We start from the raw sequence: 24,826 nt of genomic DNA, 5'->3' as shown, positions 1-24,826 counted from the left end.
CCTGGGGGCAGGCGTTCCGGATCGGTCAGCCGGTCGCACCGACGCACGCGCAGAACAGCTGGACGTGACCGTCCACCGCCTGCGCGCGGATATCGGTGTCGGCGGCGGAGATCCACGCCGCGCCGCCGCGAGTGAGTTCCAGCGACGAGCCGTTTCGGAACAGGCGTACCGTTCCCGCCGTGCACAGCACGATGCCGGGCCCCGCCGCGGTCAGCGGCACCCGCGCGGACCCGGCGACCAGGTCGAAGCGGCGCAGCGCGAACTCCGGGGCGGGCGTGCGATAGCGCACCGATCCGTCACCGGCCGGCTCGGGCAGCACGACCGGCAGGCCGATGGGCTCGAAATCCAGCACGCGCAACAGTTCCGGCACGTCGACGTGTTTGGGGGTGAGGCCGCCGCGCAGCACGTTGTCGGAGTTGGCCATGATCTCCACCCCCACCCCGCGCAGGTAGGCGTGCAGATTCCCGGCCGCGAGGAACAAGCCCTGGCCCGGCTCCAACGTCACCCGGTTCAGCAGCAGCGCCGCCAGCACACCGGCGTCGCCGGGGTATGCCTCGGCCAGTTCGAGCGTCGTGCGCGCCTCGGCCGTGAACTCGCGCGCGCCCTTGCCGGACAGATATCGCACGCAGCCGTCCAGCACTTCGGGCAGCAACGTGGCGAGCACATGCTGCGGCAGCGTGATCCAGGTGGTGAACAGGGTGCGCAGGCCCGCGGAATCCGGCTGCGCCGCAAGGAGTTCGCAATAGGAGCGCAAACCGTCCACCGCAAGCGCGCGCAGCAATGCGACGGTGCGGTGCGGCTCGCGGAAACCGGCCAATGCCTCGAACCGCTCCAGCGCGACGACCAGCTCGGGTTTGTGATTCTCGTCGCGGTAGTTGCGCAGGGGCGAATCCAACGGCACCTTGGCCAGATTCTCCCGGCCGAAGCCGGCCCGCGCCTGCTCCGTGCTCGGGTGCGCCTGCAGCGACAGCGGCTCCTCCGCGGCCAGGACCTTGAGCAGGAACGGCAGTTTCTCGCCGAATCGGGTTGCGGCCGAGCCGAGCTCCCGGTCCGGGTCGGCGGCGATCAGCTCCAGCAGCGAGGTGGAGCGTTCCCCGATCCGGACGTACGCCGGGTCGGCCGGGTGGGCGCCGAACCACAATTCGGCTTCCGGATGCGCCGACGGCACCGGCCTGCCGCACAGCTGAGCGAGCGCGGTGCGCGAGCCCCAGGCATACGAGCGCAGCGCACCAACGAGTTCGTGCACTAGTAGCTGCCCCCGTACTGCCCCTGGCCGTCGGTCGCGGCGGTCCGCGCGCCGATCAGCCGCAGGTAGGCGGCGGCCATCTCCAGTCGCACCGCGAGCACCGCGAGCTGCTCGAGTTCGGTGCCGTTCGCCTGCGCGGGCTCATCGGGCCGGGCCTGCGCGGGAGCGGCCGGGTCGGTCATCTCGGTGTGCAGCAGATCGACGTCGGCGTTCACCAGATCGGCGTCCACCAGGTTGGGTCCACCGCCGCCGAAGATCGCGACGCGGCGGCGCGCGGCCGCGCGATCGCGATCGGCGCTGAGCACGAACACCCGGATGCGCTCCACGGGCGCGGGGCCGTCCAGCTCCTCGTCGTGGAACATCGGGTCGAAGCCGGGCGCGGATTCGCCTGCCGCCTCGGCGATCCGGGGCCGCGCCGTCACGGCCTCGGCCAGATCCACCGCGGTGGCCACCTTGCCCGCGGTCTGCAGCAGCACCTCGGCGCCGTGCTCGGCCAGTTCGGCGGCGGCGGGCGAATCGCCCGCGAGCACGATGCCCCGCTGCTGCATCCGGGCGGCCAGCGTCTTGGCGGGGTTGCGGAAGACCTCGTTGTGCGGGCTGTCGCGCAGCGCCTCCGCGTCCAGCACGTCGGCCAGCTCGGCGAGTTCGGGCACGGCGGGTCCGGTGCGCTGGGGGTCGACCGCGCGCAGGACCGCGATTCCGGCCGCCAGGAAGCGCAACAGGCGGTTGTGCCCGAGCACCTGCACCCTGGGTTCCAGAACGGCGGCGCGACCGGCCGCGGCGGCACGCAGCGGCCCCTCGTGCGGCGCGGCGACGACCACCTCGGCGCCGCGGCGCAGCGCCCGGTCGACGGCCTCGATCAGGCGGGGATCACCCGCGTCGTCACCGGAGACCAGGACGACGTCGAGCGGCCCCACCCACGGTGGGAGGGCGGTGGCGGGCACGACGGGCAGGCCCGCGCGGTCCCCGAGTGCGGCCACGAGCAGTCCGGCGGCACGCGCGGCACGTCCGGAACCGGAGACCAGCACCACGCTGCGCGGCCGCAGATCGGCCAATCGGGCGAGCGCCTGCTCACCAACGGCGGCCGCGGTGGCGCGCACCTGGGCGCCACCGGAAGCGGCCGAGCGAAGGGCGCCGCCTGCGTCGGCGGCCTCGAGTGAAGCGGCATCGTCGAGGTCGAGCACCGGTGTTCCAGCGATCATCGGGCGTCCCACCTCCCCTCATCGCGCTGTATCTTTTCCGCCCCCGCGCCCACCCGGTCCAGCTGCCACACCGAGACCGAGCCGGGCGAATCCAAGGCCTGTGATTCCACTATTCCAGTCAGGAGCGCACGATGCTCAAGATCTCGGTCACGAGTGCGTCTACTTCCTCCGCCGATCGGGCCTCGACGTTCAGCCGGAGCAGCGGCTCGGTGTTCGACGCGCGCAGGTTGAACCAGGCGTTGTCGGCCAGCTGCACGGTCACCCCGTCCAGCCGGTCCACCGAGTGCGCCCGGTCCGCGAAGGCGTCCACCACGGCCGACGTCCGCGCCGCGGCGTCGGCCACGGTGGAGTTGATCTCGCCGGAGGCCGCGTAGGTCGCGTAGGACGCCATCAGTTCCGAGACCGGCCGGTCCGTCTCGCCGAGCGCGGCCAGCACGTGCAGCGCCGCGAGCATTCCGGAGTCGGCGCCCCAGAAGTCGCGGAAGTAGTAGTGCGCGGAGTGCTCGCCGCCGAACACCGCTCCGGTGGCGGCCATCTCCTGCTTGATGAACGAGTGGCCGACCCGGGTGCGCACCGGCGTGCCGCCCAGCTCGTGCACCAGCTCCGGCACCGCGCGGGAGGTGATCAGGTTGTGGATGATCGCCGCGCCGGGCTCCTTGGCCAGTTCGCGTTCGGCGACCAGGGCGGTGATCGCCGACGGCGACACCGGCTGGCCGTTCTCGTCGACCACGAAGCAGCGGTCGGCGTCGCCGTCGAAGGCCAAGCCGATGTCCGCGCCGCATTCGCCGACCAGCTTCTGCAGGTCCACCAGGTTCGCCGGGTCGAGCGGGTTGGCCTCGTGGTTCGGGAAGCTGCCGTCCAGCTCGAAGTACAGCGGCACGACCTTCACCTGGGGCAGCGCGCCCAGCACCGCGGGCACCGTGTGCCCGCCCATGCCGTTGCCCGCGTCCACCGCGATGGTGAGGGGCCGGATGCCGCCGAGCTCCACCAGGCCGCGCAGGAACTCCGCGTACTCGGCCAGCAGGTCCAGTTCGGTCGCGGCGCCGCGCTCGCGCGCGTACCCGGGCACGCCCTCGATCAACTCGTTCTTGATGGTGGCCAGGCCGGTGTCCTGCCCGACCGGAAGGGCTTTCGCGCGGCACAGTTTGATGCCGTTGTACCGGGCCGGGTTGTGACTGGCGGTGAACATGGCGCCCGGGCAGTCCAAGCGTCCGGAAGCGAAGTACAGCTGATCGGTCGACGCGAGGCCGATGTGCACCACGTCCAGGCCCTGGCCGAGCGCGCCGTCGGCGAAGGCGGCCGACAGCGCGGGCGAGGAGTCCCGCATGTCGTGTCCGATGACGATCCGGTGCGCGCCCTCGGCGCGCATCAGCCGGGCGAAGGAGGCGCCGACGTCCTTGACGAATTCCGCGTCGATCTGTTCACCGACCACGCCGCGAACGTCGTAAGCCTTGATCACCGCGTTCACGAATTCGGCAGAGCGGGCGACTGTCATGCCCAACACCCTAGTGGTTGCGCCGGACCGGTCCGACACCGTCCTCGTCGATCAGGACGGCGGGTCGGGCAGGACGCGCAGATGGCCACGGCGCCCCGTTCGCGTGGTGCGCGGCGGCGGGGGGGAGTAGTCGTGGTACCCGCGCTGCTCGCGCTCCGGCGGGCGGCGGCGGAGCCCGGCTTCCCGCACCGCCTCGGCGAGCGCGGTCAGATCGTCGTCGTCCGGTGTGCTGGAGGAGAATCCGCCTTCGTGGCGAACCAGTTCCCAGCCTTTCGGAGCGGTGATGCGTGAGCCGTGCGTTTCGCAGAGATCCCAGGAGTGCGGTTCGGCGACCGTCGCGAGTGGTCCGACCACCGCCGTCGAATCCGAGTACACATAGGTGAGCGTCGCAACGGCCGGATTCTTGCAGCCTGGTCGGCAGCAACGACGCATGGGAATCACGCCGATGAGAGTAACCCCCCTGGCGCGTCGATGGGGACAGACACGCTTGAAGAATCTCGGTCCGCACGCTGCGAAACGAAGGCAGCACGGCGTCCCGCAGTGCGCGCGACGCGCGCTGCGGCGTCTGGTCGACATCTTCCGGACGCGCGAACGTCGGTGTCCCGTACGCGCACGTGAGTGGCCTGTCGCGGAGTGGATGTCCAGGGATACCCAGCGGCCGACCGGCCTACCCGTGCTCGTGCCCCGCGCCTGCCCCGCAACGACATTCGAGGACCGCCGTCGCGTGGATGGGTGCGACTCACTCGGCTTCCGGATCGATCACGTCCGGGTCGACGCCGAGGTAGGTCGCGACCTGCTGGACCAGCACTTCGCGCAGCAGATCCACCAGATCGTCGGGGTCGCTGGCGCGCAGTTCGAGCGGCTTGCGGAACAGCACCACCCGCGCCCTGGTCGCCGCGCCGTGCCGGTCGACGCCGGCCGGGATGAGCCGGGAGAGGGGTACCGGGCCGTCGGCGACGACCTCGTCCGGCCAGGTGACCGAATCGGGGTGCAGTGGACGAATTTTCGGGACATCATCGACCGCGATGTCGAGTTTGGTGAGCCGGTCGTGCCAGCGGGAGTCCAAGGGGGCGAACGCCTCCAGCACCAGCCGGTCGAACTTCTGGCCGCGGGTTCGCCAAGCGGGAACGGTGGGTGGCAGCATCGGCCCGCGTACTCCGCGGCCACGGCGGATCACCGACCGCGCGGTCGGCGGTCGACGCTTACGGGAACGTGCCATGAGACAAAACTTAGGCCAGCGGGGTGCGGCCGTCCGCACCGAGGCGGTGCGAATTCTCCGTTCGTGTCGCGCGCGCCCGGAGCGCCCTGGTGGGCGGGCGGCTCCGGGCGCCGCGTACGTCTGTCAGCCGATGCCGCGCTTGAGGCGGCGGCGCTCCCGCTCGGAGAGGCCGCCCCAGATGCCGAAGCGCTCATCGTGCGCGAGCGCGTACTCCAGGCACTCGTCGCGTACCTCGCAGCCCATGCAGATCCGTTTGGCCTCACGGGTGGAGCCGCCCTTCTCGGGGAAGAACGCCTCCGGATCGGTCTGCGCGCACAGGGCGCGCTCCTGCCACTGCTCCTCGATGGATTCGAACATCTCGTCGAAGCCGGTCACGACCAGGCTGAGCCGGGGCGTCGTGACTCCGTCACCCCCCTCTTGGTCCTTCCAGCCGCCGTTGTCTGCGCAGACGCCACGTGCTGCGCCTGCTGTGGAATCGGTCGGCGAGACCATCTCATTGGCCATCGCTCCGCCTCCTCACTGTGTGTTAGCGCAGAATGATTCTTTCCGTCGGACCAACACATGCACCGACGGCCATACCCCGCGACGTTGTCCCGCGGACGTCCCCGAGCTTGTCACACCGATGCGAACATGTGTTCGAAATATCGTTCGCGCGTTCATCTCTCGCGCGAACCCGGAATGACATGACTGTGATTAGACACGCCGGACGCGTCGATGGTCAAGCCGCCGTCGCTATTCCGTTACTATCCGCAGCCGCATTCCGAGACGATCTTGTGATCTGCAATAGCAAATAAACAGCAAATTTGCCGCGAACGGGAGCCGCCACGCCAGCGCATAGGCTGTGCGGATGTGACTGGACAACAAGCGGACGCCACGCCCGCGAACGGACCCCGGGTCGCCGTGCTGGTCGGCGGCGTCGGTGGCGCGCGTTTCCTTCAGGGCGTCCGGGAGCTGCTGCCCGAGGCGGACGTCTCCGCGATCGTGAACGTCGGCGACGACGTCTGGATGCACGGCCTTCGGATCTGCCCCGACCTCGACACCTGCATGTATACCCTCGGCGAAGGTATCGATACCGACCGCGGCTGGGGTCGCGTCGGCGAGACCTGGCATGCCAAGGAGGAGCTCGCGAAGTATCACGCCCAGCCGGACTGGTTCGGCTTGGGGGACCGCGATATCGCCACGCACTTGATCCGGACCGAAATGTTGCGCGCCGGATACCGGCTCTCGACGGTGACCGATGCGCTGTGTAACCGGTGGCAGCCCGGCGTGAAACTGATCCCGGCAACCGACGATCGCTGCGAAACGCATGTCGTGGTGACCGATCCGGACAACCCTGGCGAACGGCGCGCGATCCATTTTCAAGAGTGGTGGGTTCGCTACCGCGCGAACATCGACACCCATGGATTCGCCACAATTGGCGCCGATGAAGCCAAACCTGCCCCAAATGTGATCGAAATCATAGAATCCGCCGACGTGGTTCTCCTCGCGCCGTCGAACCCGGTTGTGAGCATCGGCGCCATCCTCGCCGTGCCCGGTATCCGCGGCGCGCTGCGCACCACCGCGGCCAAGGTCATCGGCGTGTCCGGCGTGATCGACGGGAAGCCGTTGCGCGGTATGGCCGACGAGTGCCTCTCGGTGATCGGGGTGGAGACCACGGCCGAGGCGATCGGCCGGTACTACGGCGCCCGCTCGGCCACCGGAATCCTGGACGGCTGGCTTATCCACAGCACCGACACCGCCGAGGTGCCGGGGGTGGAGGTGCGCAGCGTGCCCTTGTTGATGACCGACCCGCCGACCACCGCCGAAATGGTGCGTCAGGCGCTGGATCTCGCTGGAGTCGCCCTGTGAGCACACCGAACGACCACGCGGCCGGAGAGTTGCGCATCCTGCCCATCACCGGGCTGCCCGAATTCCGGCCCGGTGACGACCTCGCCGAGCAGATCGCCCGCTGCGCGCCCTGGCTGGCCGACGGTGACGTGCTTGTGGTCACCAGCAAGATCGTCGCCAAAGTGGAGGGGCGCATCGTGGAAGCGCCGCTGGACCCGGAGGAGCGCGACGCCGTCCGGCGCGGGCTCGTCGACCAGGAGGCGGTGCGGGTGCTCGCGCGCAAGGGCCGCACCTTGATCACCGAGAACAAGCTGGGCATCGTGCAGGCGGCCTCCGGCGTCGACGGCTCGAACGTCGAACAGGGCGAGCTCGTGCTGCTGCCCACCGACCCGGACGCCAGCGCCAAGGCGCTGCGTGCCGCGCTCGCCGCACGGCTGGGCGTGACCGTCGCGGTGGTCGTCACCGACACGATGGGCCGGGCCTGGCGCAACGGGCAGACCGACGCGGCCATCGGCGCCGCGGGCCTGCGGGTGCTGCACGACTACGCGGGTGCGGTCGACGGCCAGGGCAACGAGTTGTTCGTCACCCAGGTGGCCGTGGCCGACGAGCTGGCCGCGGCCGCTGACCTGGTCAAGGGCAAGCTCGGCGGTGTCCCGGTAGCCGTGGTGCGCGGGCTGCCGATCGTCGACGACGGATCCGCCGCCACCGATCTGCTGCGCGGCGGCAGCGACGACCTGTTCTGGCTGGGCACCGCGGAGGCGATCGAACGCGGTCGCAAGGAGGCGATCCTCCTGCGTCGCTCGATCCGCCAGTTCTCCGACGCGCCCGTCGATCCCGAGCGCATCCGCTCCGCGGTGTCGGTCGCGCTGACCGCGCCCGCTCCCCACCACACGCGGCCCGTGCGATTCGTGTGGCTGCGCACGCCGGAACTGCGCACTCGGCTGCTCCAGGCGATGGCGGAGAAGTGGCGCGCGGATCTGACCGCGGACGGCGTGGCGCCGGAGCGGATCGAGCGCAGGGTCGCGCGCGGGCGCATCCTGTTCGACGCACCCGAGGTGATCATCCCGTTCTGCGTGCCCGACGGTGCGCACGATTACCCGGACGAGCGCAGGCGGGCCGACGAGCGCACCATGTTCACCGTCGCGGTGGGCGCCGCGGTGCAGGGACTGCTGGTCGCCTTGGCCACCGAGGGAATCGGCAGCTGCTGGATCGGGTCGACGATCTTCGCGCCGGAGGTCGCCCGTGAAGTTCTGGGCCTGGCCGGGGACTGGAGTCCGCTGGGCGCCGTCGCCATCGGTCATCCGCTCGAGGAGCTGACCCCGCGGCAGGCGCCGAGCGCGGGCTCCGGGCTGGTCGAGCTGTGAGCGGACGGATCGCTTCCGGTGTCGGCGCGGGTCACCGGTGAGCGCGGAATCGCTGCACGCCTCGGCGATCGAACTGCTCGAGACCTGGTGTCCCGCGACCGATCCGGAGCGATCGCTGCGTGAGGCGATGCTGGCCTTCCTCGGCTCCGCGCCGCGTGGCTGCCTGCGCGAGCACGCGCCGGGCCACATCACCGCCTCCGCGGTCGTCTTCTCCCACGACGCTCGCGAGGTGCTGCTCACCCTGCATCCGCGGGTCGGGCGCTGGATCCAGCTCGGCGGCCACTGCGAGGAGCGGGACGAGACGGTCGCGGGCGCCGCGCTGCGCGAAGCGACCGAGGAGTCCGGCATCGCGGACCTGCGCCTGCATCCAGGCCTCTACGGCGCGCAGGCACATCCCATCACCTGTTCGCTCGGCACGCCCACCAGGCACCTGGACCTCTTGTTCCGCATCACCGCCCCCGCGAACGCGATCCCGGTCCGCAGCCACGAATCCACCGACCTGCGCTGGTGGCCGGTAGACGCCCTACCCGCCGACGCCGACGTTCTGCTGCGGTGAGCCAGCCGCGTCCCCTTCGAAAGCCCAGCCCCGGTCGCAGAGATACCCGACCGGGGCTCGCGGCACTCGTACCCGGTTTACAAATTGACCCATTTGTCTAGACAAGCGACAAATGTCCGTCTATCGTCCATTAGCGAAGTAATGCACGTCACAGCTGACGTGCCGTTCGGAATGGAGACGACGATGTCGACGCACGCCGACATGTCCGCGCAGCCGGTCGAGGTGCCGGCCTGGCGGGACCGCAAGCGCTATATGTGGCTGTGGGGGTTGTTCGCCCCGACCGGCCTGTTCACCCTCGGTCTGCCGGTGATCTGGGCATTGAACGAGTTCGGCTGGCATCGCCTCGCGCAGGTGCCGTTCTGGCTCGGGCCGATCCTGGTCTACGTGCTGATCCCGATCGCGGACGTCTTCTTCGGCCCGGACGGCGACAACCCGCCCGACGAGGTGATGGAGTACCTGGAGAACGACAAGTACTACCGCTACCTCACCTACCTGTACCTGCCGTTCCAGTACGCCACGCTGGTGATGGCGGCCTACCTGATCACCGCCGACGACGTGAGCTGGCTCGGCATCGACGGTGGGCTGCACGTGGTGGACAAGATCGGCCTGGCGATCACCGTCGGCATGATCGGCGGCATCGGCATCAACACCGCACACGAACTCGGCCACAAGAAGGTCGACCTGGAGCGCTGGCTGTCGCGTATCGCGCTGGCCCAGTCCTGTTACGGGCACTTCTACATCGAGCACAATCGCGGCCACCACGTGCGCGTCGCGACGCCGGAGGATCCGGCTAGTTCCCGGCTGGGGGAGACGTTCTGGGCTTTCTGGCCGCGCACCGTGTGGGGCAGCCTGAAGTCGTCCTGGCATCTGGAGAAGGCCCGGCTGGACCGGCTCGGCAAGAAGCCGTGGAGCCTGCGCAACGAAGTGTTCAGCGCTTGGCTGATGTCGGCGGCGCTGTTCGCGGTCTTGATCGCGGTGTTCGGCATCGAACTGCTGCCGTACCTGATCCTGCAGGCGGTGGTGGGTTTCAGCCTGCTGGAGGCGGTCAACTATCTGGAGCACTACGGCCTGGTGCGGCAGCGCACGGCCAGTGGCCGATACGAGCGGCCCGCCCCCGTGCACAGCTGGAACAGCGACCACATCGTCACCAACATCTTCCTGTACCACCTGCAGCGGCACAGCGACCACCACGCCTACCCGACCCGGCGCTACCAGACGTTGCGCAGCTGGGACGGCGCGCCGAATCTACCGAGCGGCTACGCCAGCATGATCCTGCTCGCCTACTTCCCGCCGCTGTGGCGTCGTGTCATGGACAAGCGGGTACTCGCGCACTACGACGGCGACATCACCCGCGCCAACATCGATCCGGGCAAGCGGGACAAGGTGTTGGCGCGTTACGGCGTCGATCAGACGGGAAAGGCCACGGCATGAGCGTCCGAGACCGGAGGCGGCGGCGGAGCGTGACCGCGACGGCCTCCGCCGATGCCTCGAAGGAGGCCGCGTGAGCGCGTATCGCTGCCCCGTCTGCGACTACGTCTTCGATGAGGCAAAAGGCGCTCCACATGAGGGCTTTGCGCCGGGCACCCGGTGGGACGCGGTGCCGGACGACTGGTGCTGTCCGGACTGCGGTGTGCGGGAGAAGATCGATTTCGAGCCGATAGGGGCCACGCAATGAGTACAGCATCACAGAGCGATTCCATGAGGGGCGGCGGCCGGGAGGCGGATGCGCCCGAGTACAAGCTCTATCAATGCATCCAGTGCGGCTTCGAATACGACGAAGCCGAGGGCTGGCCGGAGGACGGCATCGCGCCGGGGACCCGCTGGGACGACATCCCCGACGACTGGACCTGTCCGGACTGCGGCGCCGCCAAGGCGGATTTCTACATGGTCGAAATCGAACGGTCGTGAGATTTTGACTGCGGCAGGCGCCCGTGACAGTGTCGCGGGTATGCCGCGCAACGGAACCAGGATTCCCTACCAGGAGGCCGCGCGGGACCTGCTGCGGACGTCGGTCCTGGACGCCATGCGCGAGCTGCTCACCGAGCGGGATTGGTCCAAGATCACGCTCGGTGACGTCGCGGCCAGGGCCGGCGTGAGCAGGCAGACGCTGTACAACGAATTCGGCTCGCGCAGTGGCCTGACCCAGGCCTACGCCCTGCGCCTGGCCGACTTCCTGGTCGATCATGTCGACGCCGCCATCAACGGCAATGTCGGTGACGTCCGCGCGGCGTTCCGCGACGGGATGGCGAACTTCTTCTTCGACGCGGCGTCCGACCCGCTGGTGCAGTCGCTGGTCGCGGGCGAGGTCAAGCTGGATCTGCTGCGCCTGATCACTCTCGATGCGGCACCGTTGCAGGAGCATGCCACCGAGCGGCTGTCGCGCGCCTTTCAGCACAGCTGGGTGGCGTCGACGGCGGCCGAATCCGACGTCATCGCGCACGCGCTGGTGCGAATCGCCCTCAGCTACATTCCCACTCCGCCCGGTCCGGGGCGGGACGCGCCCGCGGAGCTGAGCGCGCTGCTGAGTCCCTACGTCGAAGCGATCCTCGCCGCGCGAGTACGAAGTTGAGCCCTTGCGGGCAACCGGCTCGCGACTCGGCGCATATGCAGCACATTGAAAACAGACTGCCCGGCTTGTAATAGCGATCACGTCTCAACCGACGGCATCGTTGTAACGGACCACAAGTCAACAAGTATTCTCAGGCGACGGTGTTCGGGTCTTCTCTGAGTGGAGCAAAAGTGCAAACGGTTGGCAAACCGGCGGGATCGCCCGATCCCAAACGCCATCTGTGGGTTCTCGGCTTGCTCGCGCCGTCGTCGGCACTGCTGCCGTCACAACTGGTGCTGCACACCGGCGCCGAGGTCTTCTGGTGGATCGGCCCGATCATCGTGCTGATCGTCATCCCGGTGCTGGACTGGGCGATCGGCGTGGACGGGAGCAATCCGCGGGACGAGGACTACGAGCTGCTGTCCAACGACCGGTACTACCGGTGGTGCACCTATCTGATGCTCCCGGTCCAGCTGATCGGCTTGGTCATCGCGAGCTCTATGTGGGCCGGGGACGAACTGAGCGCGGTCGACAAGTTCGGTTTGGCCGCCACCCTCGGGTTCGTCAGTGGCATCGGCATCAATGCCGCACACGAACTCGGGCATCGGGTCGAACACCTGGAGCGCTGGCTGGCCAAGATCGCGCTCGCCCAGTCCGGTTACGGGCACTTCTTCGTCGAGCACAACCGCGGCCATCACGTGCGAGTGGCGACTCCGGAGGATCCGGCCAGCGCCCGGCTGGGCGAGTCGCTGTGGGAGTTCCTGCCCCGCAGCGTATCCGGCAGTTTCCGCTCGGCGATCACGCTCGAGCGCGACCGGCTCGCGCGCAAGGACAAGGGCTGGTGGAGCGTGCACAACCACATCCTGCAGGCCTGGTCGATGACGCTCGTGCTGTTCGGCTCCCTGATCGCGGTGTTCGGTTACCAGGTGCTGCCCTGGCTGTTGTTGCAGGCCGTGATCGGCTTCGGTCTGCTGGAGACGGTGAACTACGTCGAGCACTACGGCCTCCTGCGGGCGCGCCGCCCGAACGGCATGTACGCCCGCTGCTCACCGCGCGACAGCTGGAACAGCGACCATCTGGTCACCAACATCTTCCTGTTCCACCTGCAGCGCCACAGCGATCACCACGCCAACCCGGGCCGTCGCTACCAGACCCTGCGCACCTCCGAACAGGCCCCGCAACTGCCCGCCGGCTATGCCGCCATGATCGTGCTGGCCGCCATTCCGCCACTGTGGCGCTGGATGATGGACGACCGGGTCCTCGCCCACTACGGCGGCGACGTCACCCTGGCGAACATCCAGCCGCGCAAGCGCCGCCGCATCCTGGCGGCTCGCGGGGCCACCGCGTGACAGGAGCGTCGGCGCCCCGGTTCACGCCGGGCCGAGCCGGCAGGGACGGCCGCGTGGTCCGCACCCGGCCGTGAGCGACTAGCCTTGCCTCGGTACCTGCCGAACCAGGAGAGGCTGATGACCACCTCAGAACTTCCCGCACGCACGTCGTTGACCGCCGATGTCCGCAACGGCATCGACTACAAGGTGGCGGATCTGTCGCTGGCCGATTTCGGCCGCAAAGAGATCCGTCTGGCCGAACACGAGATGCCCGGTCTGATGGCGCTGCGCCGTGAGTACGCCGAGGTGCGGCCGCTGCAGGGCGCGCGCATCTCCGGCTCGCTGCACATGACCGTGCAGACCGCGGTGCTGATCGAGACCTTGACCAGCCTCGGTGCCGAGGTCCGCTGGGCCTCCTGCAACATCTTCTCCACCCAGGACCACGCGGCCGCCGCCGTGGTCGTCGGCCCGAACGGCACCGTCGAGGAGCCCAAGGGCACCCCGGTGTTCGCCTGGAAGGGCGAGACGCTGGAGGAGTACTGGTGGGCCGCCGAGCAGATGCTCACCTGGCCGGGTGAGCCGGCCAACATGATCCTCGACGACGGCGGCGACGCCACCATGCTCGTGCTGCGCGGCGCGCAGTTCGAGAAGGCGGGCGTGGTGCCGCCGGAGGACGAGGACCACTCGGCCGAGTACAAGGTCTTCCTGAACCTGCTGCGTGAGCGGTTCGAGACCGACCGGGGCAAGTGGAGCAAGATCGCCGAGTCCGTGCGCGGCGTCACCGAGGAGACCACCACCGGCGTGCTGCGGCTCTACCAGTTCGCTGCGGCGGGCGAGCTGGTGTTCCCGGCGATCAACGTCAACGACTCGGTCACCAAGAGCAAGTTCGACAACAAGTACGGCACCCGCCACTCGCTGATCGATGGCATCAACCGTGGCACCGACGTGCTCATCGGCGGCAAGAAGATATTGATCTGCGGCTACGGCGATGTCGGCAAGGGTTGCGCGGAATCGCTTGCCGGACAGGGCGCTCGGGTGCAGGTCACCGAGATCGACCCGATCAACGCGCTGCAGGCGCTGATGGACGGCTACGACGTGGTGACCGTGGAGAAGGCGATCGGCGAGGCCGACATCGTCATCACCGCGACCGGCAACAAGGACATCATCACCCTCGAGCACATGAAGGCGATGAAGGACCAGGCCATCCTGGGCAATATCGGCCATTTCGACAACGAGATCGACATGGCGGCGCTGGAGCGTTCCGGCGCAACGAAACTGACCATCAAGCCGCAGGTCGACCTGTGGACCTTCAAGGAGAGCGGCCGCTCGATCCTGGTGCTGTCGGAGGGGCGTCTGCTCAACCTCGGCAACGCGACCGGCCATCCGTCGTTCGTGATGTCGAACAGCTTCTCCAACCAGGTGATCGCGCAGATCGAGCTGTGGACCAAGCCCGAGCAGTACGACAACGAGGTCTACCGGCTGCCGAAGCATCTGGACGAGAAGGTCGCCCGCATCCACGTCGAAGCGCTCGGCGGCGAGCTGACCAAGCTCACCAAGGACCAGGCCGAGTACATCGGCGTCGACACCGAGGGCCCGTACAAGCCGGACCACTACCGCTACTGATCCGCGGAACTCCTGGAGGCCGCCTGCACCGTACGGTGTCGGCGGCCTCTTACTGCCAGAGGACGGTGGACACGAGGCTTCGCCGTAATCCCCCTGGCAATGGTGGAGGAGGCTGGTGCCGACCCATCTCGCTGAGGCCGTCTACAAGTCGGGGAGGTTGGTGGGGCCGGGGTGATCCGGATCGGCGAGTACGGGCTGACAGCGGTCGGGCCGGGCTGAGCCGCGGGTCGAGACGATGGGCGTGGCGGTCGGCCGAGTAGCCGGCATATGTGCTGGTGAGGCGATGTCAGCAAGGTGTAGGCGGCGGGGTAGTCTGCCTGGTCATGGGAGTGCTGATAGCCGTCGAGGGCCTCGACGGCGCGGGCAAGCGGACGCTGATCGAGCGGGTTGTCGCCGATCTGCGTGGGCGCGGGCTGCGCGTCGCGACGATGGCCTTCCCGCGCTACCGCGTCTCGGTGCACGCCGATCTGGCCGCCGAGGCGCTGCGTGGCGCGCACGGCGACCTCGCAGGCTCGGTCAGCGGCATGGCCCTGCTGTTCGCGCTGGACCGCGCGGACGCGCGGGACGAGCTGTCGAAGCTGTTGGCCGACAATGATGTTGTGCTCCTGGACCGCTATGTCGCCTCCAACGCCGCCTACTCGGCCGCCCGGCTCGGGCAGTCGGCCGACGGTGAAATCGTGGATTGGGTGGGCGAATTGGAGTTCGGTAGATTCGCCCTGCCCGCGCCTGCCCTGCAGGTGTTGCTGGACGTGTCCACCGAGCTCGCGGCCGAGCGTGCCCGCAGGCGTGGCGAACTCGACGCCGAGCGCGCCCTCGACGCCTACGAGCGCGACGGCGGTCTGCAGCACCGGACCGGCGCGGTGTACCGTGAGCTGGCCGAACGCGACTGGCGCGGACCCTGGTGGACTTATCGATCCGATGACGGCCCGGCCGAGCTGGCCGCGCGGATCACCGAAATCGTTGGTCGATAAGGTTGGCTGTGCCTCGGGTTCGCACCAGTGTTGGCGTGGCGGCCCGATCCTGGCCTGGGAGATGACAACATAGTAGTTATGAAGCCGAAGATTCTGGTCGTCGACGACGATATGGCACTCGCTGAGATGCTCACGATCGTCTTGCGCGGGGAAGGGTTCGACCCGCACGTGGTCGGCGACGGCACACAGGCCCTGGCGGCGGTTCGCGAGATCCGCCCCGATCTGGTGTTGCTGGACCTGATGCTGCCCGGCATGAACGGCATCGACGTGTGCCGTGTGCTGCGGGCCGATTCCGGGGTTCCGATCGTGATGCTCACGGCGAAGACCGACACGGTCGATGTCGTGCTGGGTCTGGAATCGGGCGCCGACGATTACATCGTCAAGCCCTTCAAGCCGAAGGAGCTCGTCGCCCGGGTGCGGGCGCGCCTGCGCCGTACCGAGGAGGAGCCCGCCGAGCTGCTGTCGATCGCCGATATCGTGATCGACGTGCCCGCGCACAAGGTCAGCCGCGGCGGCGCGCAGATCTCGCTGACGCCGTTGGAGTTCGACCTGCTCGTCGCCCTGGCTCGCAAGCCGCGCCAGGTGTTCACCCGTGAGGTCCTGCTCGAGCAGGTCTGGGGCTACCGGCATGCCGCCGACACCCGCCTGGTGAACGTCCACGTGCAGCGGTTGCGGGCGAAGGTCGAGAAGGATCCGGAGAACCCGGAGATCGTGCTGACCGTCCGCGGTGTCGGTTACAAGGCCGGACCGCCGTGATCCATGGCGTGATCACGCGTCTCGAACGATCGCTGGCTCCGGTGGTGGCCTGGTTCCAAGCGGTCGGCATTGCCTTAGGCCACCTGTGGCGCCGTTCGCTGCAGTTGCGCGTCATCGTGTCCACGCTGACGCTGTCGCTGATCGTCATCACGATCCTGGGTGTGGTGCTGACCAGTCAGATCACCGACCGGTTGTTGGACGCGAAGATCAACGCCGCGGTCGAGGAGATGGACCGTGCGCGCAACACGGTGGAGAGCCAGCTGGCGGGCGTGCACGACATCGGCGCTCAACCGCAGCGATTGGAAGAGGCCCGCAACGCACTGTCCAATCGCGGCGGCACCGGCCAGTCCACCGGCGCCGCGGGCAGCTTCGATTCGGCGCTGAGCGTCATCGGCGGGATGCCGCCGCAGCAGATCCCGCGCGGACCGATCCAGGAGGTGCCCGACGAACTGCGCCGGTTCGTCCAGCGCAACCAGGTCAGTTACCAGTTCGCCACGGTCGACGACGCGGATGGCTACCGCGGTCGCGCGCTGATCATCGGCAGCCCGAGCGCGGAGATCCCGACCCTGGAGATCTATCTGATCTTCCCGCTGGCCAACGAGGAACGCAGCCTGTCGCTGATGCGCGGCACCATGCTGGTCGGCGGCATCGTGCTGCTGGTGTTGCTGGCCGCGATCACCGCGCTGGTCACCAGGCAGGTGGTCCTGCCGATCCGTTCCGCCGCCCGGATCGCGGGCCGGTTCGCCGACGGCAGGCTCAAGGAACGCATGCTGGTGCGCGGCGAGGACGACATGGCGCGGCTGGCCCAGGCGTTCAACGAGATGGCCGAGAGCTTGTCCAACCAGATCACCCAGCTGGAGGAATTCGGCAATCTGCAGCGCCGGTTCACCTCCGACGTCAGCCACGAGTTGCGCACCCCGCTGACCACCGTGCGCATGGCCGCCGACCTGATCCACGGCAGCAGCGACGACCTCGACCCCGCTTTGGCCCGCAGCGCCGAGTTGCTGGTCAACGAGCTGGATCGGTTCGAGGGCCTGCTCAACGACCTGCTGGAGATCAGCAGGCACGACGCGGGCGTCGCCGAACTTCAGGTCGAATCGCTGGACGTGCGGATGTGCGCGCGGGCCGCGATCTCCACCGTGCGGCACCTGGCCAAGGACGCCGGGGTCGAGGTGATCAGTGATATGCCGGAGGACCCGCTGGTCGCCGAGGTCGATCCGCGCCGGGTGGAGCGGGTGCTGCGCAATCTGCTCGCCAACGCGATCGACCACAGCGAGGGCAAGCCGGTGCTGATCCGGATGCGCGGCGACGTCGAGGCCAACGCCGTCGCCGTCGTCGTGCGGGATCAGGGCGTCGGCCTGCGGCCGGGCGAGGAGAAGCTGGTGTTCAACCGGTTCTGGCGCTCGGATCCGTCCCGCATGCGCCGCTCCGGCGGCACGGGTCTCGGTCTGTCGATCAGCGTGGAGGACGCGAACCTGCACGAGGGCAAGCTCGAGGCCTGGGGCGAGGCCGGGCTCGGCGCGAGCTTCCGCCTGACGCTGCCGCTGGTACGCGGCAAGAAGCTCGGCCAGAGCCCGCTTCCGCTGGAACCGGCGCGCAAATCGATGCGCGTGGTCGAGCCGGAACCGCCCGCCGAACCGGAGACGGCGCCACCGGTCGCCGGACCGGACGCTGCGGCCGCGCGGCGCCACGACCCGACCGTTTCGGGGGCCGCGCAGGTGACGAATGCCGTGCCGCATGGCGCGGAGCCGGCCACATCCGATCCGATCGGTGCGCGGCACGGTGACTCCGAGACAGCGCCCGGCGGCGAGCGTTCGGAACACGAGATCGAGCCGGACGGCTACGAGCCGGGCGGCGATGAAGGAGACAGCAGGGGCGGGGAAGGCGGGCCGGAGGCTCGTGCGAGTGAACCGCACGCCCCCGCCGACAGCACGCCGCCCACCGACACCGCCTCGACCGAAGAGGCGCGCGGGTCCGGAACGAACGGCTCATCGGCATCGGAGTCGGCGCAGTCCGGGCGCGGCGGGGCGCGGGAGCCGGGGGACATACAGTCATGAGAATGCGTGTCAGATCTGCGCGAAGGCGGCGACTGACAGTGCTGGTGGCGACGGTCCTCGCGGTCGTGGTGCCGCTCACCGCCTGCGCCAGCCTGCCCGAGTCCTCCGCTCCGGAGGCGCTGGGCACCATCAACCGGGAGCCCACCTCCGAGGGACCGCCGCCACCGGTCGCCAATCGCGATCCCGATCTGCTGCTGCGCGATTTCCTCCAGGCCACCGCCGATCCCGCCAACCGGCATCTGGCCGCCCGGCAGTACATGACTCCCGCGGCCTCCACCCAGTGGGACGACGCGGCGGGCACCGTCATCGTCGAGAAGCCCGACACCCTGCGGGAGTCGCGCTCCGGGGACAAGGCCAACTATCTGATCCGCGCGCGCAAGGTGGGGGAGCTGTCCGCCGACGGTGGCTACCGCCCCAACGACGACATCCCCTTCGTCGAGAACAAGATCGAGCTGACCAAGATCAACGGCGAGTGGCGCATCGATGAATTGCCCGACGGTGTCGTCATGGACTCCACCGCGTTCTTCAAGTCCTACCGCCGCTACGTGCTGTACTTCATCGATCCGAGCGGCAATATGGCCGTCCCGGATCTGCGCTGGCTCTCGGTGCCGAAAGCCCAGCTGGCCCAGCGGTTGCTCGCCTCGTTGCTCGAGGGGCCGCAGCCCGCGCTCGCATCGGTGCTGCGCAGCCAGCTGACGCCGCCGATCGCGCTACGCGGGGCGATCACCAAGGCCAACGGTGACCCCGACGGCGTCGGCATCGGTCTCGGCGGCGTCAAGATCGACTTTACCGGCGCGTCGGCGTTGAACCCGCGCGAGCGCGAACTCCTGGCCGCGCAAGTGGTGCTCACGTTGTCCAGCGCCGACATCCTCGGGCCGTACGTGCTGCTCGCCGACGGCAAGCCGTTGGACGAGCGGTTCGCCGCGAACGGATGGAGCGTGGCCGACGTACAGCAGTTCAATCCGGCCGCCTTCGCGCGCAATCAGACCGGCTTGCACGCCCTGCGCGGCGGCGGGCTGGTGCAGATCGCCGAGAACGGTGGCATCAACCCCGCCCCCGGTTACTTCGGCGGGGTGAACAACCTGCAGTCGGCGACGTTGTCTCCGGACGGTCAGTTCGTCGCCGCGGTCGCGGAAGCCGGAAGACCCCCGGGCGTGCCGTCGCGCACCCTGATGGTCGGCACATACGGCGGCAACGCCTTTCCGGTGGCCGAGGGCTTCACCATCACCCGGCCGTCCTGGACCGCGGACGGCAGCGCGGCATGGGCGGTGGTCGACGGTGACCGGGTGATCCGCGCGGTCACCGACCGCGGTACCGGGAACGTATCGGTCCAGAACGTCGACATCTCGGGGCTGACGGCGGCCTCCTCGGCCACGGCGCCCCGGCTGCCGATCACGGAACTGCGGATCTCCCGGACCGGCGTGCGGGCGGCGATGATCGCGGACGGCCGGGTGTATGTCGCCGTCGTGGTGCCGCAACCGGGCGGAAAGCTGGCCCTGACCTCGGCTCTCCCGGTGGGCGTCGGGCTCAGCACGGCCGCGGTGTCGGTGGACTGGCTCGACGCGGACACGATCATCATCGCGCGCGAGGGCAATGTGGACCCGGTCAGCACGGTCTCGGTCGACGGTTCGGAGCCGACCCCGCTGACGTCGCAGAATCTGACCGCGCCGGTGCGTTCGGTGAGCGCGAGCGTGGACCACCAGTACGTCGCAGACTCGCGTGCGGTGCTGGAGCTGACCTCCGCTCCGGACCAAGGGCAGCCGTACTGGCGTGAGGTCCCGGGTCTGGGCGCGAACGCCATCCCCGTGCTGCCCGGCTGAGGGTTCCTCCGGCCCCGAAAACGTGATGCGGATCCGCGAATCCGGCCGGAGGCCTCCACGGATGCGGGCGATCCAGGACGGGTCGGTGGTTGCGTAATGCACGGTGCGAACGTCCGAGACCATCCTCGGACTTCCTCACGGGTCGGCGGCTTCCGGGGTCGGGGCATCGGCGACGGTGCGCGTAATCGTCCTCGCCCAGTGGCATACCGCCATCGTCGTCCACATGAGCGAGAACTTGTCGGGGGATGGGCGCACACTCGGTCGATGCGAACCCTGCTCGATCTGGTGCTGCCGGCCGCCTGCGCGGGCTGCGGACGGTCCGGAGCCGATTGGTGTGCCGACTGCGCCGTCACGCTGGCCGGCCCGCCGGTGCGGGTGTGGCCGCGCACCGATCCGGGCGTCCCGTGCTGGGCGCTCGGGCCGTACGCCGGGCCCGCGCGCCGGGCGGTGCTCGCGGTCAAGGAACGAGGTAGGCGAGATCTGGCGAAGCCACTCGGGGCCGCGCTCGCGGGCGCGCTCGCCGAGTTGCGTTCGCCGCGACGTCCTTTGGTGCTGGTCCCCGCGCCGAGCCGAGGCATGGCGGCGCGGCGCCGAGGCGGCGATCCGGTGCTGCGGTCGGCGTCGGTAGCTGCGCAATGGCTACCGGACAGCCGTGTGGTGCCACTGTTGCGAGTGGGGCGGGGGGTGCGAGATTCGGTCGGCTTGACACCCGCCGAGCGGGCTCGCAACCTGGAGGGGCGGGTGCGCACCGCCCCCGGTCCTGTCGCCGACTGGGGGATACCGGCGAATGCCGAGATGGTGCTGGTCGACGACGTGCTGACCACCGGTGCCACGGCCTGTGAATCGGTGCGTGCTCTGCGCCGCGCCGGATTGCCGACACATGGCGTTCTGGTTACTTGTGTTGCTTGACTCCGGGAAATTTGCGTGAACACTGGCGATCAGCGCGTCGGCGGACTAGCGTCGCGGACACACACCCGAACCGCAAGTTTGGAGGTGGCGCCTCGGACAACTTGTGCCGAGTAATTGTCGATCGGCACGGCTCAATCCCGCCGCACTGGAATCGGTCGGTGCGGCCAGATCCGGGAGGTACGCGTGACGACTTCTTCACGACCTTCAGTGAAAGATCCCGCTCCTTCGGTGCTGGACTCCGGCACCCAGGAAGCACCGGAGCAACCCACGGCGGAACGACCACGGGCGCCACGCGGCGACATCGTGGTGAAGGGACGCAACGTCGAGGTGCCCGACCATTTTCGTATTTACGTCGCGGAAAAACTCTCCCGATTAGAACGCTTCGATCCATCGATCTTCCTCTTCGACGTGGAGTTGTTCCACGAACGCAACCGTCGTCAGCGCAAGAACTGTCAGCGCGTCGAAATCACCGCGCGCGGAAAGGGTCCCGTCGTGCGGGCCGAGGCCTGCGCGGACAGCTTCTACGCCGCCTTCGAGTCGGTGACCGCGAAGCTGGAGAGCAGGCTGCGTCGCACCAAGGATCGGCGCCGCGTGCACTACGGCGACAAGACGCCGCTGTCGGTCGCCCAGGCCACCGCCGATCTGGTGGATGACACGCTGTTCGAGCGGCTCACCGAGTCCGATGCCGCGCACACCCACCTGGAGCAGGGGCGCGAGCCGGACTACGAGGCGGGCCCCGGCCACATCGTGCGCACGAAAGAACACCCAGCGATACCGATGTCCGTCGACGACGCGCTGTATCAGATGGAACTCGTCGGCCACGACTTCTTTTTGTTCCACGACAAGGAGACCGACCGGCCTTCGGTGGTCTACCGCCGTCACGCCTTCGACTACGGCTTGATCCGCCTGGCCTGACGGAACGGAAACCACCCGTCCCCACTTCTCCGGGCATTCAGCTCACCGGCTGGGTGCCCGGAGAATCATGTCGAGACGTCTTTCGCGCCCTGCGGCCACTCGCGTGCCATCGCGAGCAACAGCCGCAGATCCGAATCGATATCGCCGACGGGCGGCCCCGCGGTATGGCCCGACCGCCGCGTCCGCACCGCCGCGCCGCTCGATCTCGCGGCGATGGCGCGCTGGATCTGTTCGACGTGATCGGCGCCGGCCGCTTCCTCGGGCAGATAGTGCCGCAGGTGCATCAGGGCGTCGCGGATCTCGACCGTCATGCGGATCAGCCGCGCGTCGGATCCGGCCGCCTGCGGACCCGGCTCGAGCACGACCTCCGGTACCGCCGCGGTCAGGTCACGCCACAGTGGCCGCAGGCGCCGGCAGTATCGTCCGGCGCGGTCCAAGCCCACGCGGGCCCGCAACCACGCGATCAGCGGCACGGCCAGCAGCGCCGCGCCGAGCGCGGAGACGGCGAAAGTCGGTGCGGCCCACCGCGCCAACGCGGGGTCGGCCGTCGCACCGGGCCCTGCTAGCTGTATCGCGGAGATGACCAGGCCTCCGGACCCGACGACGAGCGTGGCCAGCAGGGTGCCGTAGACGATCCGTTCCGCGATGCCCGATTCGTCCGAGCGCAGCTCGCGCACCGCCGCGCGCCAGGACAGCCGGCCGGCGGCGAACAGCGGAATCCACAGGATCGACCACACCACTACCGTTGGCCAGTCCAGCGATTGCCCCACCAGCCGTCCATCCTGGCGCGCCGCGGTCCCGACGGCCAGGATGATGGCCGCTCCGGCCAGCCCGGCGAGGTCGTAGACCCGCTGCCGGGCGAAGGCGGAGGCGGGGTCGGCGCCGGACCACAGCCGGGCCGCGCCGTACAGACCGGCCACCTCCATCAAGAGCGTGCCCATCGAAAGCTGGTGCAGCAGACTGCCGATCTGCGGTGCGATGCCGCGTTCGAGCAGGATCAGCGTGGCGACACCCCACAGCATGGCCCGGTTCAGGAGTCGATCGACCGTGGCATGGTGCAGCACGACTCGCCGCAGGAGTACGACCACCGCGACGAACACGATCAGCGGAATCGCGATCTGCGCCGGGACCGGCGAGGTCACCGTCGCCGATCGCGGAAGAACGTGCGGTGCAGCAGTGAGTCGCGGCGCGGCGGACGCATGGCGTGCAGCATCACCATGTCGGCGAAAGTCTCGGCGTCCCGTTCGCGCCGGGTGCCGTAGTCGGTGCGGCCGAGGACGTGGGCGATCGACTCGGGCGAGATCGAGGGCAGCAGGTCGGCGACCGCCGCCACGGTCGGCGTGCTCGTGGATGGCTCACCGGACTCGGACTGCTCCGGCCCGTGTCCGAGCAGCATGTGCCCGAGTTCGTGCACGATGATGTGCTCGGCGTGCCATTCGGTGGTGTCGGCGCCGTAGGCGATGACATCGCTGTCCTGCTTCGCGATCCACAAGCCGCTGCCCGTGCCGCATCCGGTCCCCGCGAGCAGCGCGGTATCGATCGGTAACAGGCTGATGCTGCGGCCCCGGTATGCCGCGACATCATCGAGGTAGGTCTGCAAGTCCCATGGGTGGGGTATCGGGAGGTCCCGGGTCAAGCTCCGGAACCGGGCCTGGATGGCCATGTGATCGGTCTCCTACAAAAGCTCAGTGGCCCTGTAGGGAAGCATGCTACCGACTCGGCGGCATCGACCCTTCCGTGCTCTGGATGATCTTGGCGAGCATGGCCCGATCGATGTTCGAACCGCGCAGTGCGATGCTGGCGACGTTGGCGTCGCGCATGGTGGCGAGCAATTCGAGTTCCCGGTCGATCGCGTCGGCGGCGGGGCCACGGGTGAGCAGATAGTCGGCGGCCACGCCGAAGCTACGCGCCACCGCGGCGAGGATCTGGGCGTCGACTGCGGCGCCCGCGTTCTCGTCGTCGAATTCGCCGTCGCGCAGGCGCGCCAGGTAGCCGGGCGGCACCGGGCGGCCGAGGAGTTCGCCCGCCTGTAGGGCGACGGATTCGACGCTGCGTTCCGGCGCGTCGCGCGGATGCACGACAGCGAACAGCCGATTGATCTTGCGGCTCAGCGCGAGTGCCAAGCGGTCGGGTGCGTTGTCGGTCATGGCTGCCTCGTCACTCGCCGTTTCGATCCGTTGTCGTCGCCATGTTTGCCGCCAGCCAGCGTGCGCGGAATCGGGCTTCGGTCGCCGCATCGACATCCTCCGATCGACCGGCCAGCCAACGGCGGTACCGGCGTTCCTGTAGCTCGCCGGGCTCGCTGGCCTCCGCTGGGATCGCGAGCAGGTGCGCGAAGGCCATCTCCACCAGCGGATGCACTTGCCTGCCCGGTCCGCCATTGCGTTCGAGCATGGCGGTCGCGTACCGCGCGGACAGCTTGGAGACCACCCGGTTGAGTTCGGCGATCGCCGCGACCACCTGCGGGTCGGTGGTGCGACCGTTCTCGACGGCGTCGGTGAGCCTGCCCGAAGCGGCGAGAAGACCGGTGAGATCGGAGATTTCGAAGCGGATCGCGTCCGGGCCCGCCACCACCGAGTCGCCCGCCCCGCGCGGAGCGTTCAGGGGTTCGTCGGCAGCGGGGACGCCGCCCGCGTAGGTTCGGGCGGCGCTGCCCGGCAGCCATCGCAGTGGGGCGTCGAGCTTGTTCAGCGTCTGCATGCTGATGGTCGCCTCGCCGTCCTCGATCTTCCGGATGGTCGGCGCCGAAGGTCCCCCGAGGTCACCGATCTGTAGTTGGGTGAGGCCGAGCTCGTCCCGGCGTTCTTTGATGATTCGCCCGAATCTCTTCTGCCGCGACAGCTCCGAAGGGCTATGCATAGTGAGTTCATGGTAAGCCGCTGCGAGGCCTTAGGCAAATCAATAGAAACTATTTGGAAAATCATTCGAAAGTTTGTTACGGTTATTTGCGTCGGCAGGCCCCGGGGAGGGTCCTGCGGCAGGTTCCGGAA

General features: G+C 68.9%; 25 protein-coding genes. 15 read left to right on the top strand and 10 right to left on the bottom strand.

Annotation, left to right across the window (positions count from 1 at the left end; translation table 11 throughout):
- Window positions 1-25 precede the first annotated feature (25 nt).
- The 6 genes from manA to ACFU5M_RS19650 form a co-directional block, all read right to left on the bottom strand.
- Entirely contained in the window at window positions 26-1,246 is a 1,221-nt protein-coding gene (gene manA / locus ACFU5M_RS19675; protein WP_379051060.1) for a mannose-6-phosphate isomerase, class I, read from the bottom strand.
- Window positions 1,246-2,448 (bottom strand): tobH protein, encoded by a 1,203-nt coding sequence (locus tag ACFU5M_RS19670; RefSeq protein ID WP_379051057.1) that lies wholly within the window; start codon window positions 2,446-2,448, stop codon window positions 1,246-1,248. Before ACFU5M_RS19670 ends, manA begins: the two co-directional genes overlap by 1 nt.
- Before the next feature lie 118 nt (window positions 2,449-2,566).
- Window positions 2,567-3,943, bottom strand: a complete 1,377-nt coding sequence (locus ACFU5M_RS19665; RefSeq protein WP_379051055.1) for a phosphomannomutase/phosphoglucomutase — start codon at window positions 3,941-3,943, stop codon at window positions 2,567-2,569.
- A 51-nt stretch (window positions 3,944-3,994) separates the two neighbouring features.
- Window positions 3,995-4,375 carry a DUF3499 domain-containing protein gene (locus tag ACFU5M_RS19660; RefSeq protein ID WP_040869368.1) on the bottom strand — a complete coding sequence of 127 codons (381 nt, stop codon included), beginning with the start codon at window positions 4,373-4,375 and terminating at the stop codon, window positions 3,995-3,997.
- Window positions 4,376-4,682: 307 nt separating this feature from the next.
- The gene (locus tag ACFU5M_RS19655; RefSeq protein WP_168434228.1) at window positions 4,683-5,162 is read right to left on the bottom strand and encodes a metallopeptidase family protein; all 480 of its coding nucleotides are present in this window, start codon (window positions 5,160-5,162) and stop codon (window positions 4,683-4,685) included.
- A gap of 123 nt (window positions 5,163-5,285) precedes the next feature.
- The gene (locus tag ACFU5M_RS19650) at window positions 5,286-5,519 is read right to left on the bottom strand and encodes a WhiB family transcriptional regulator (RefSeq protein ID WP_029901515.1); all 234 of its coding nucleotides are present in this window, start codon (window positions 5,517-5,519) and stop codon (window positions 5,286-5,288) included.
- 492 nt (window positions 5,520-6,011) lie between these two features.
- On the opposite strand from ACFU5M_RS19650, the gene cofD reads away from it, so the two are divergent.
- From cofD to hpf, 15 genes are all read left to right on the top strand, one after another.
- Window positions 6,012-7,010, top strand: coding sequence for a 2-phospho-L-lactate transferase (gene cofD, locus ACFU5M_RS19645; protein WP_379051053.1), 999 nt, complete (start codon window positions 6,012-6,014; stop codon window positions 7,008-7,010).
- A complete protein-coding gene (locus ACFU5M_RS19640; RefSeq protein WP_379051050.1) occupies window positions 7,007-8,353 on the top strand; it encodes a coenzyme F420-0:L-glutamate ligase in 1,347 nt (448 codons plus the stop codon). Before cofD ends, ACFU5M_RS19640 begins: the two co-directional genes overlap by 4 nt.
- A gap of 37 nt (window positions 8,354-8,390) precedes the next feature.
- Window positions 8,391-8,909: an NUDIX hydrolase gene (locus ACFU5M_RS19635; RefSeq protein WP_379051048.1), complete on the top strand. Its 519-nt coding sequence runs from the start codon at window positions 8,391-8,393 to the stop codon at window positions 8,907-8,909.
- A 183-nt stretch (window positions 8,910-9,092) separates the two neighbouring features.
- Window positions 9,093-10,340: an alkane 1-monooxygenase gene (locus ACFU5M_RS19630; RefSeq protein ID WP_379051046.1), complete on the top strand. Its 1,248-nt coding sequence runs from the start codon at window positions 9,093-9,095 to the stop codon at window positions 10,338-10,340.
- A 70-nt stretch (window positions 10,341-10,410) separates the two neighbouring features.
- Window positions 10,411-10,584 carry a rubredoxin gene (locus ACFU5M_RS19625; RefSeq protein ID WP_379051043.1) on the top strand — a complete coding sequence of 58 codons (174 nt, stop codon included), beginning with the start codon at window positions 10,411-10,413 and terminating at the stop codon, window positions 10,582-10,584.
- 23 nt (window positions 10,585-10,607) lie between these two features.
- Window positions 10,608-10,817, top strand: coding sequence for a rubredoxin (locus ACFU5M_RS19620; RefSeq protein WP_379051106.1), 210 nt, complete (start codon window positions 10,608-10,610; stop codon window positions 10,815-10,817).
- Between the two features lie 40 nt (window positions 10,818-10,857).
- Window positions 10,858-11,478, top strand: a complete 621-nt coding sequence (locus tag ACFU5M_RS19615; RefSeq protein ID WP_379051041.1) for a TetR/AcrR family transcriptional regulator — start codon at window positions 10,858-10,860, stop codon at window positions 11,476-11,478.
- Between the two features lie 170 nt (window positions 11,479-11,648).
- On the top strand, window positions 11,649-12,806 hold the full coding sequence (locus tag ACFU5M_RS19610) for an alkane 1-monooxygenase (protein WP_379051040.1): 1,158 nt from the start codon (window positions 11,649-11,651) through the stop codon (window positions 12,804-12,806).
- 117 nt (window positions 12,807-12,923) lie between these two features.
- Window positions 12,924-14,408, top strand: coding sequence for an adenosylhomocysteinase (gene ahcY / locus ACFU5M_RS19605; RefSeq protein WP_379051037.1), 1,485 nt, complete (start codon window positions 12,924-12,926; stop codon window positions 14,406-14,408).
- 323 nt (window positions 14,409-14,731) lie between these two features.
- Complete coding sequence (locus ACFU5M_RS19600; RefSeq protein ID WP_379051034.1) at window positions 14,732-15,379, top strand: dTMP kinase; 648 nt, start codon at window positions 14,732-14,734, stop codon at window positions 15,377-15,379.
- A gap of 78 nt (window positions 15,380-15,457) precedes the next feature.
- Window positions 15,458-16,135 (top strand): MtrAB system response regulator MtrA, encoded by a 678-nt coding sequence (gene mtrA / locus ACFU5M_RS19595; RefSeq protein ID WP_039800350.1) that lies wholly within the window; start codon window positions 15,458-15,460, stop codon window positions 16,133-16,135.
- Between the two features lie 44 nt (window positions 16,136-16,179).
- The gene (mtrB, locus tag ACFU5M_RS19590; protein ID WP_379051104.1) at window positions 16,180-18,192 is read left to right on the top strand and encodes an MtrAB system histidine kinase MtrB; all 2,013 of its coding nucleotides are present in this window, start codon (window positions 16,180-16,182) and stop codon (window positions 18,190-18,192) included.
- The gene (lpqB, locus tag ACFU5M_RS19585; protein WP_379051031.1) at window positions 18,189-20,012 is read left to right on the top strand and encodes an MtrAB system accessory lipoprotein LpqB; all 1,824 of its coding nucleotides are present in this window, start codon (window positions 18,189-18,191) and stop codon (window positions 20,010-20,012) included. The genes mtrB and lpqB overlap by 4 nt, the downstream gene beginning before the upstream one ends.
- 264 nt (window positions 20,013-20,276) lie before the next feature.
- Window positions 20,277-20,921 (top strand): ComF family protein, encoded by a 645-nt coding sequence (locus ACFU5M_RS19580; protein WP_379051028.1) that lies wholly within the window; start codon window positions 20,277-20,279, stop codon window positions 20,919-20,921.
- A gap of 183 nt (window positions 20,922-21,104) precedes the next feature.
- Window positions 21,105-21,836, top strand: coding sequence for a ribosome hibernation-promoting factor, HPF/YfiA family (hpf, locus tag ACFU5M_RS19575; protein WP_379051025.1), 732 nt, complete (start codon window positions 21,105-21,107; stop codon window positions 21,834-21,836).
- Window positions 21,837-21,901: 65 nt separating this feature from the next.
- On the opposite strand, the gene ACFU5M_RS19570 is transcribed toward hpf, so the two are convergent.
- Genes ACFU5M_RS19570 through ACFU5M_RS19555 form a run of 4 tightly spaced genes read right to left on the bottom strand, consistent with a single transcriptional unit; the run spans window position 21,902 to window position 24,695 of the window.
- Window positions 21,902-22,978, bottom strand: coding sequence for an MAB_1171c family putative transporter (locus tag ACFU5M_RS19570; protein WP_379051022.1), 1,077 nt, complete (start codon window positions 22,976-22,978; stop codon window positions 21,902-21,904).
- Window positions 22,975-23,499 carry a hypothetical protein gene (locus ACFU5M_RS19565; protein ID WP_379051019.1) on the bottom strand — a complete coding sequence of 175 codons (525 nt, stop codon included), beginning with the start codon at window positions 23,497-23,499 and terminating at the stop codon, window positions 22,975-22,977. The genes ACFU5M_RS19570 and ACFU5M_RS19565 overlap by 4 nt, the downstream gene beginning before the upstream one ends.
- A gap of 46 nt (window positions 23,500-23,545) precedes the next feature.
- The gene (locus tag ACFU5M_RS19560) at window positions 23,546-23,983 is read right to left on the bottom strand and encodes a hypothetical protein (RefSeq protein ID WP_379051016.1); all 438 of its coding nucleotides are present in this window, start codon (window positions 23,981-23,983) and stop codon (window positions 23,546-23,548) included.
- A gap of 10 nt (window positions 23,984-23,993) precedes the next feature.
- Window positions 23,994-24,695 (bottom strand): multiprotein-bridging factor 1 family protein, encoded by a 702-nt coding sequence (locus tag ACFU5M_RS19555; protein WP_379051014.1) that lies wholly within the window; start codon window positions 24,693-24,695, stop codon window positions 23,994-23,996.
- Window positions 24,696-24,826: the final 131 nt, after the last annotated feature.

This window comes from Nocardia sp. NPDC057455 (assembly GCF_042802775.1).
GTDB lineage: Bacteria > Actinomycetota > Actinomycetes > Mycobacteriales > Mycobacteriaceae > Nocardia.
Note: the sequence above shows the minus strand (reverse complement) of the source record. Positions and strands in the feature narration are given on the sequence as shown.

Coding starts and splice junctions, on each gene's coding strand:
- ACFU5M_RS19670 (WP_379051057.1), bottom strand. CDS start 2,448: ATGATCGCTGGAACACCGGTGCTCGACCTCGACGATGCCGCTTCACTC.
- ACFU5M_RS19665 (WP_379051055.1), bottom strand. CDS start 3,943: ATGACAGTCGCCCGCTCTGCCGAATTCGTGAACGCGGTGATCAAGGCT.
- ACFU5M_RS19660 (WP_040869368.1), bottom strand. CDS start 4,375: ATGCGTCGTTGCTGCCGACCAGGCTGCAAGAATCCGGCCGTTGCGACG.
- ACFU5M_RS19655 (WP_168434228.1), bottom strand. CDS start 5,162: ATGGCACGTTCCCGTAAGCGTCGACCGCCGACCGCGCGGTCGGTGATC.
- ACFU5M_RS19650 (WP_029901515.1), bottom strand. CDS start 5,519: ATGTTCGAATCCATCGAGGAGCAGTGGCAGGAGCGCGCCCTGTGCGCG.
- ACFU5M_RS19630 (WP_379051046.1), top strand. CDS start 9,093: ATGTCGACGCACGCCGACATGTCCGCGCAGCCGGTCGAGGTGCCGGCC.
- ACFU5M_RS19620 (WP_379051106.1), top strand. CDS start 10,608: ATGAGGGGCGGCGGCCGGGAGGCGGATGCGCCCGAGTACAAGCTCTAT.
- ACFU5M_RS19615 (WP_379051041.1), top strand. CDS start 10,858: ATGCCGCGCAACGGAACCAGGATTCCCTACCAGGAGGCCGCGCGGGAC.
- ahcY (WP_379051037.1), top strand. CDS start 12,924: ATGACCACCTCAGAACTTCCCGCACGCACGTCGTTGACCGCCGATGTC.
- ACFU5M_RS19600 (WP_379051034.1), top strand. CDS start 14,732: ATGGGAGTGCTGATAGCCGTCGAGGGCCTCGACGGCGCGGGCAAGCGG.
- mtrA (WP_039800350.1), top strand. CDS start 15,458: ATGAAGCCGAAGATTCTGGTCGTCGACGACGATATGGCACTCGCTGAG.
- lpqB (WP_379051031.1), top strand. CDS start 18,189: ATGAGAATGCGTGTCAGATCTGCGCGAAGGCGGCGACTGACAGTGCTG.
- ACFU5M_RS19580 (WP_379051028.1), top strand. CDS start 20,277: ATGCGAACCCTGCTCGATCTGGTGCTGCCGGCCGCCTGCGCGGGCTGC.
- ACFU5M_RS19565 (WP_379051019.1), bottom strand. CDS start 23,499: ATGGCCATCCAGGCCCGGTTCCGGAGCTTGACCCGGGACCTCCCGATA.
- ACFU5M_RS19560 (WP_379051016.1), bottom strand. CDS start 23,983: ATGACCGACAACGCACCCGACCGCTTGGCACTCGCGCTGAGCCGCAAG.
- ACFU5M_RS19555 (WP_379051014.1), bottom strand. CDS start 24,695: ATGCATAGCCCTTCGGAGCTGTCGCGGCAGAAGAGATTCGGGCGAATC.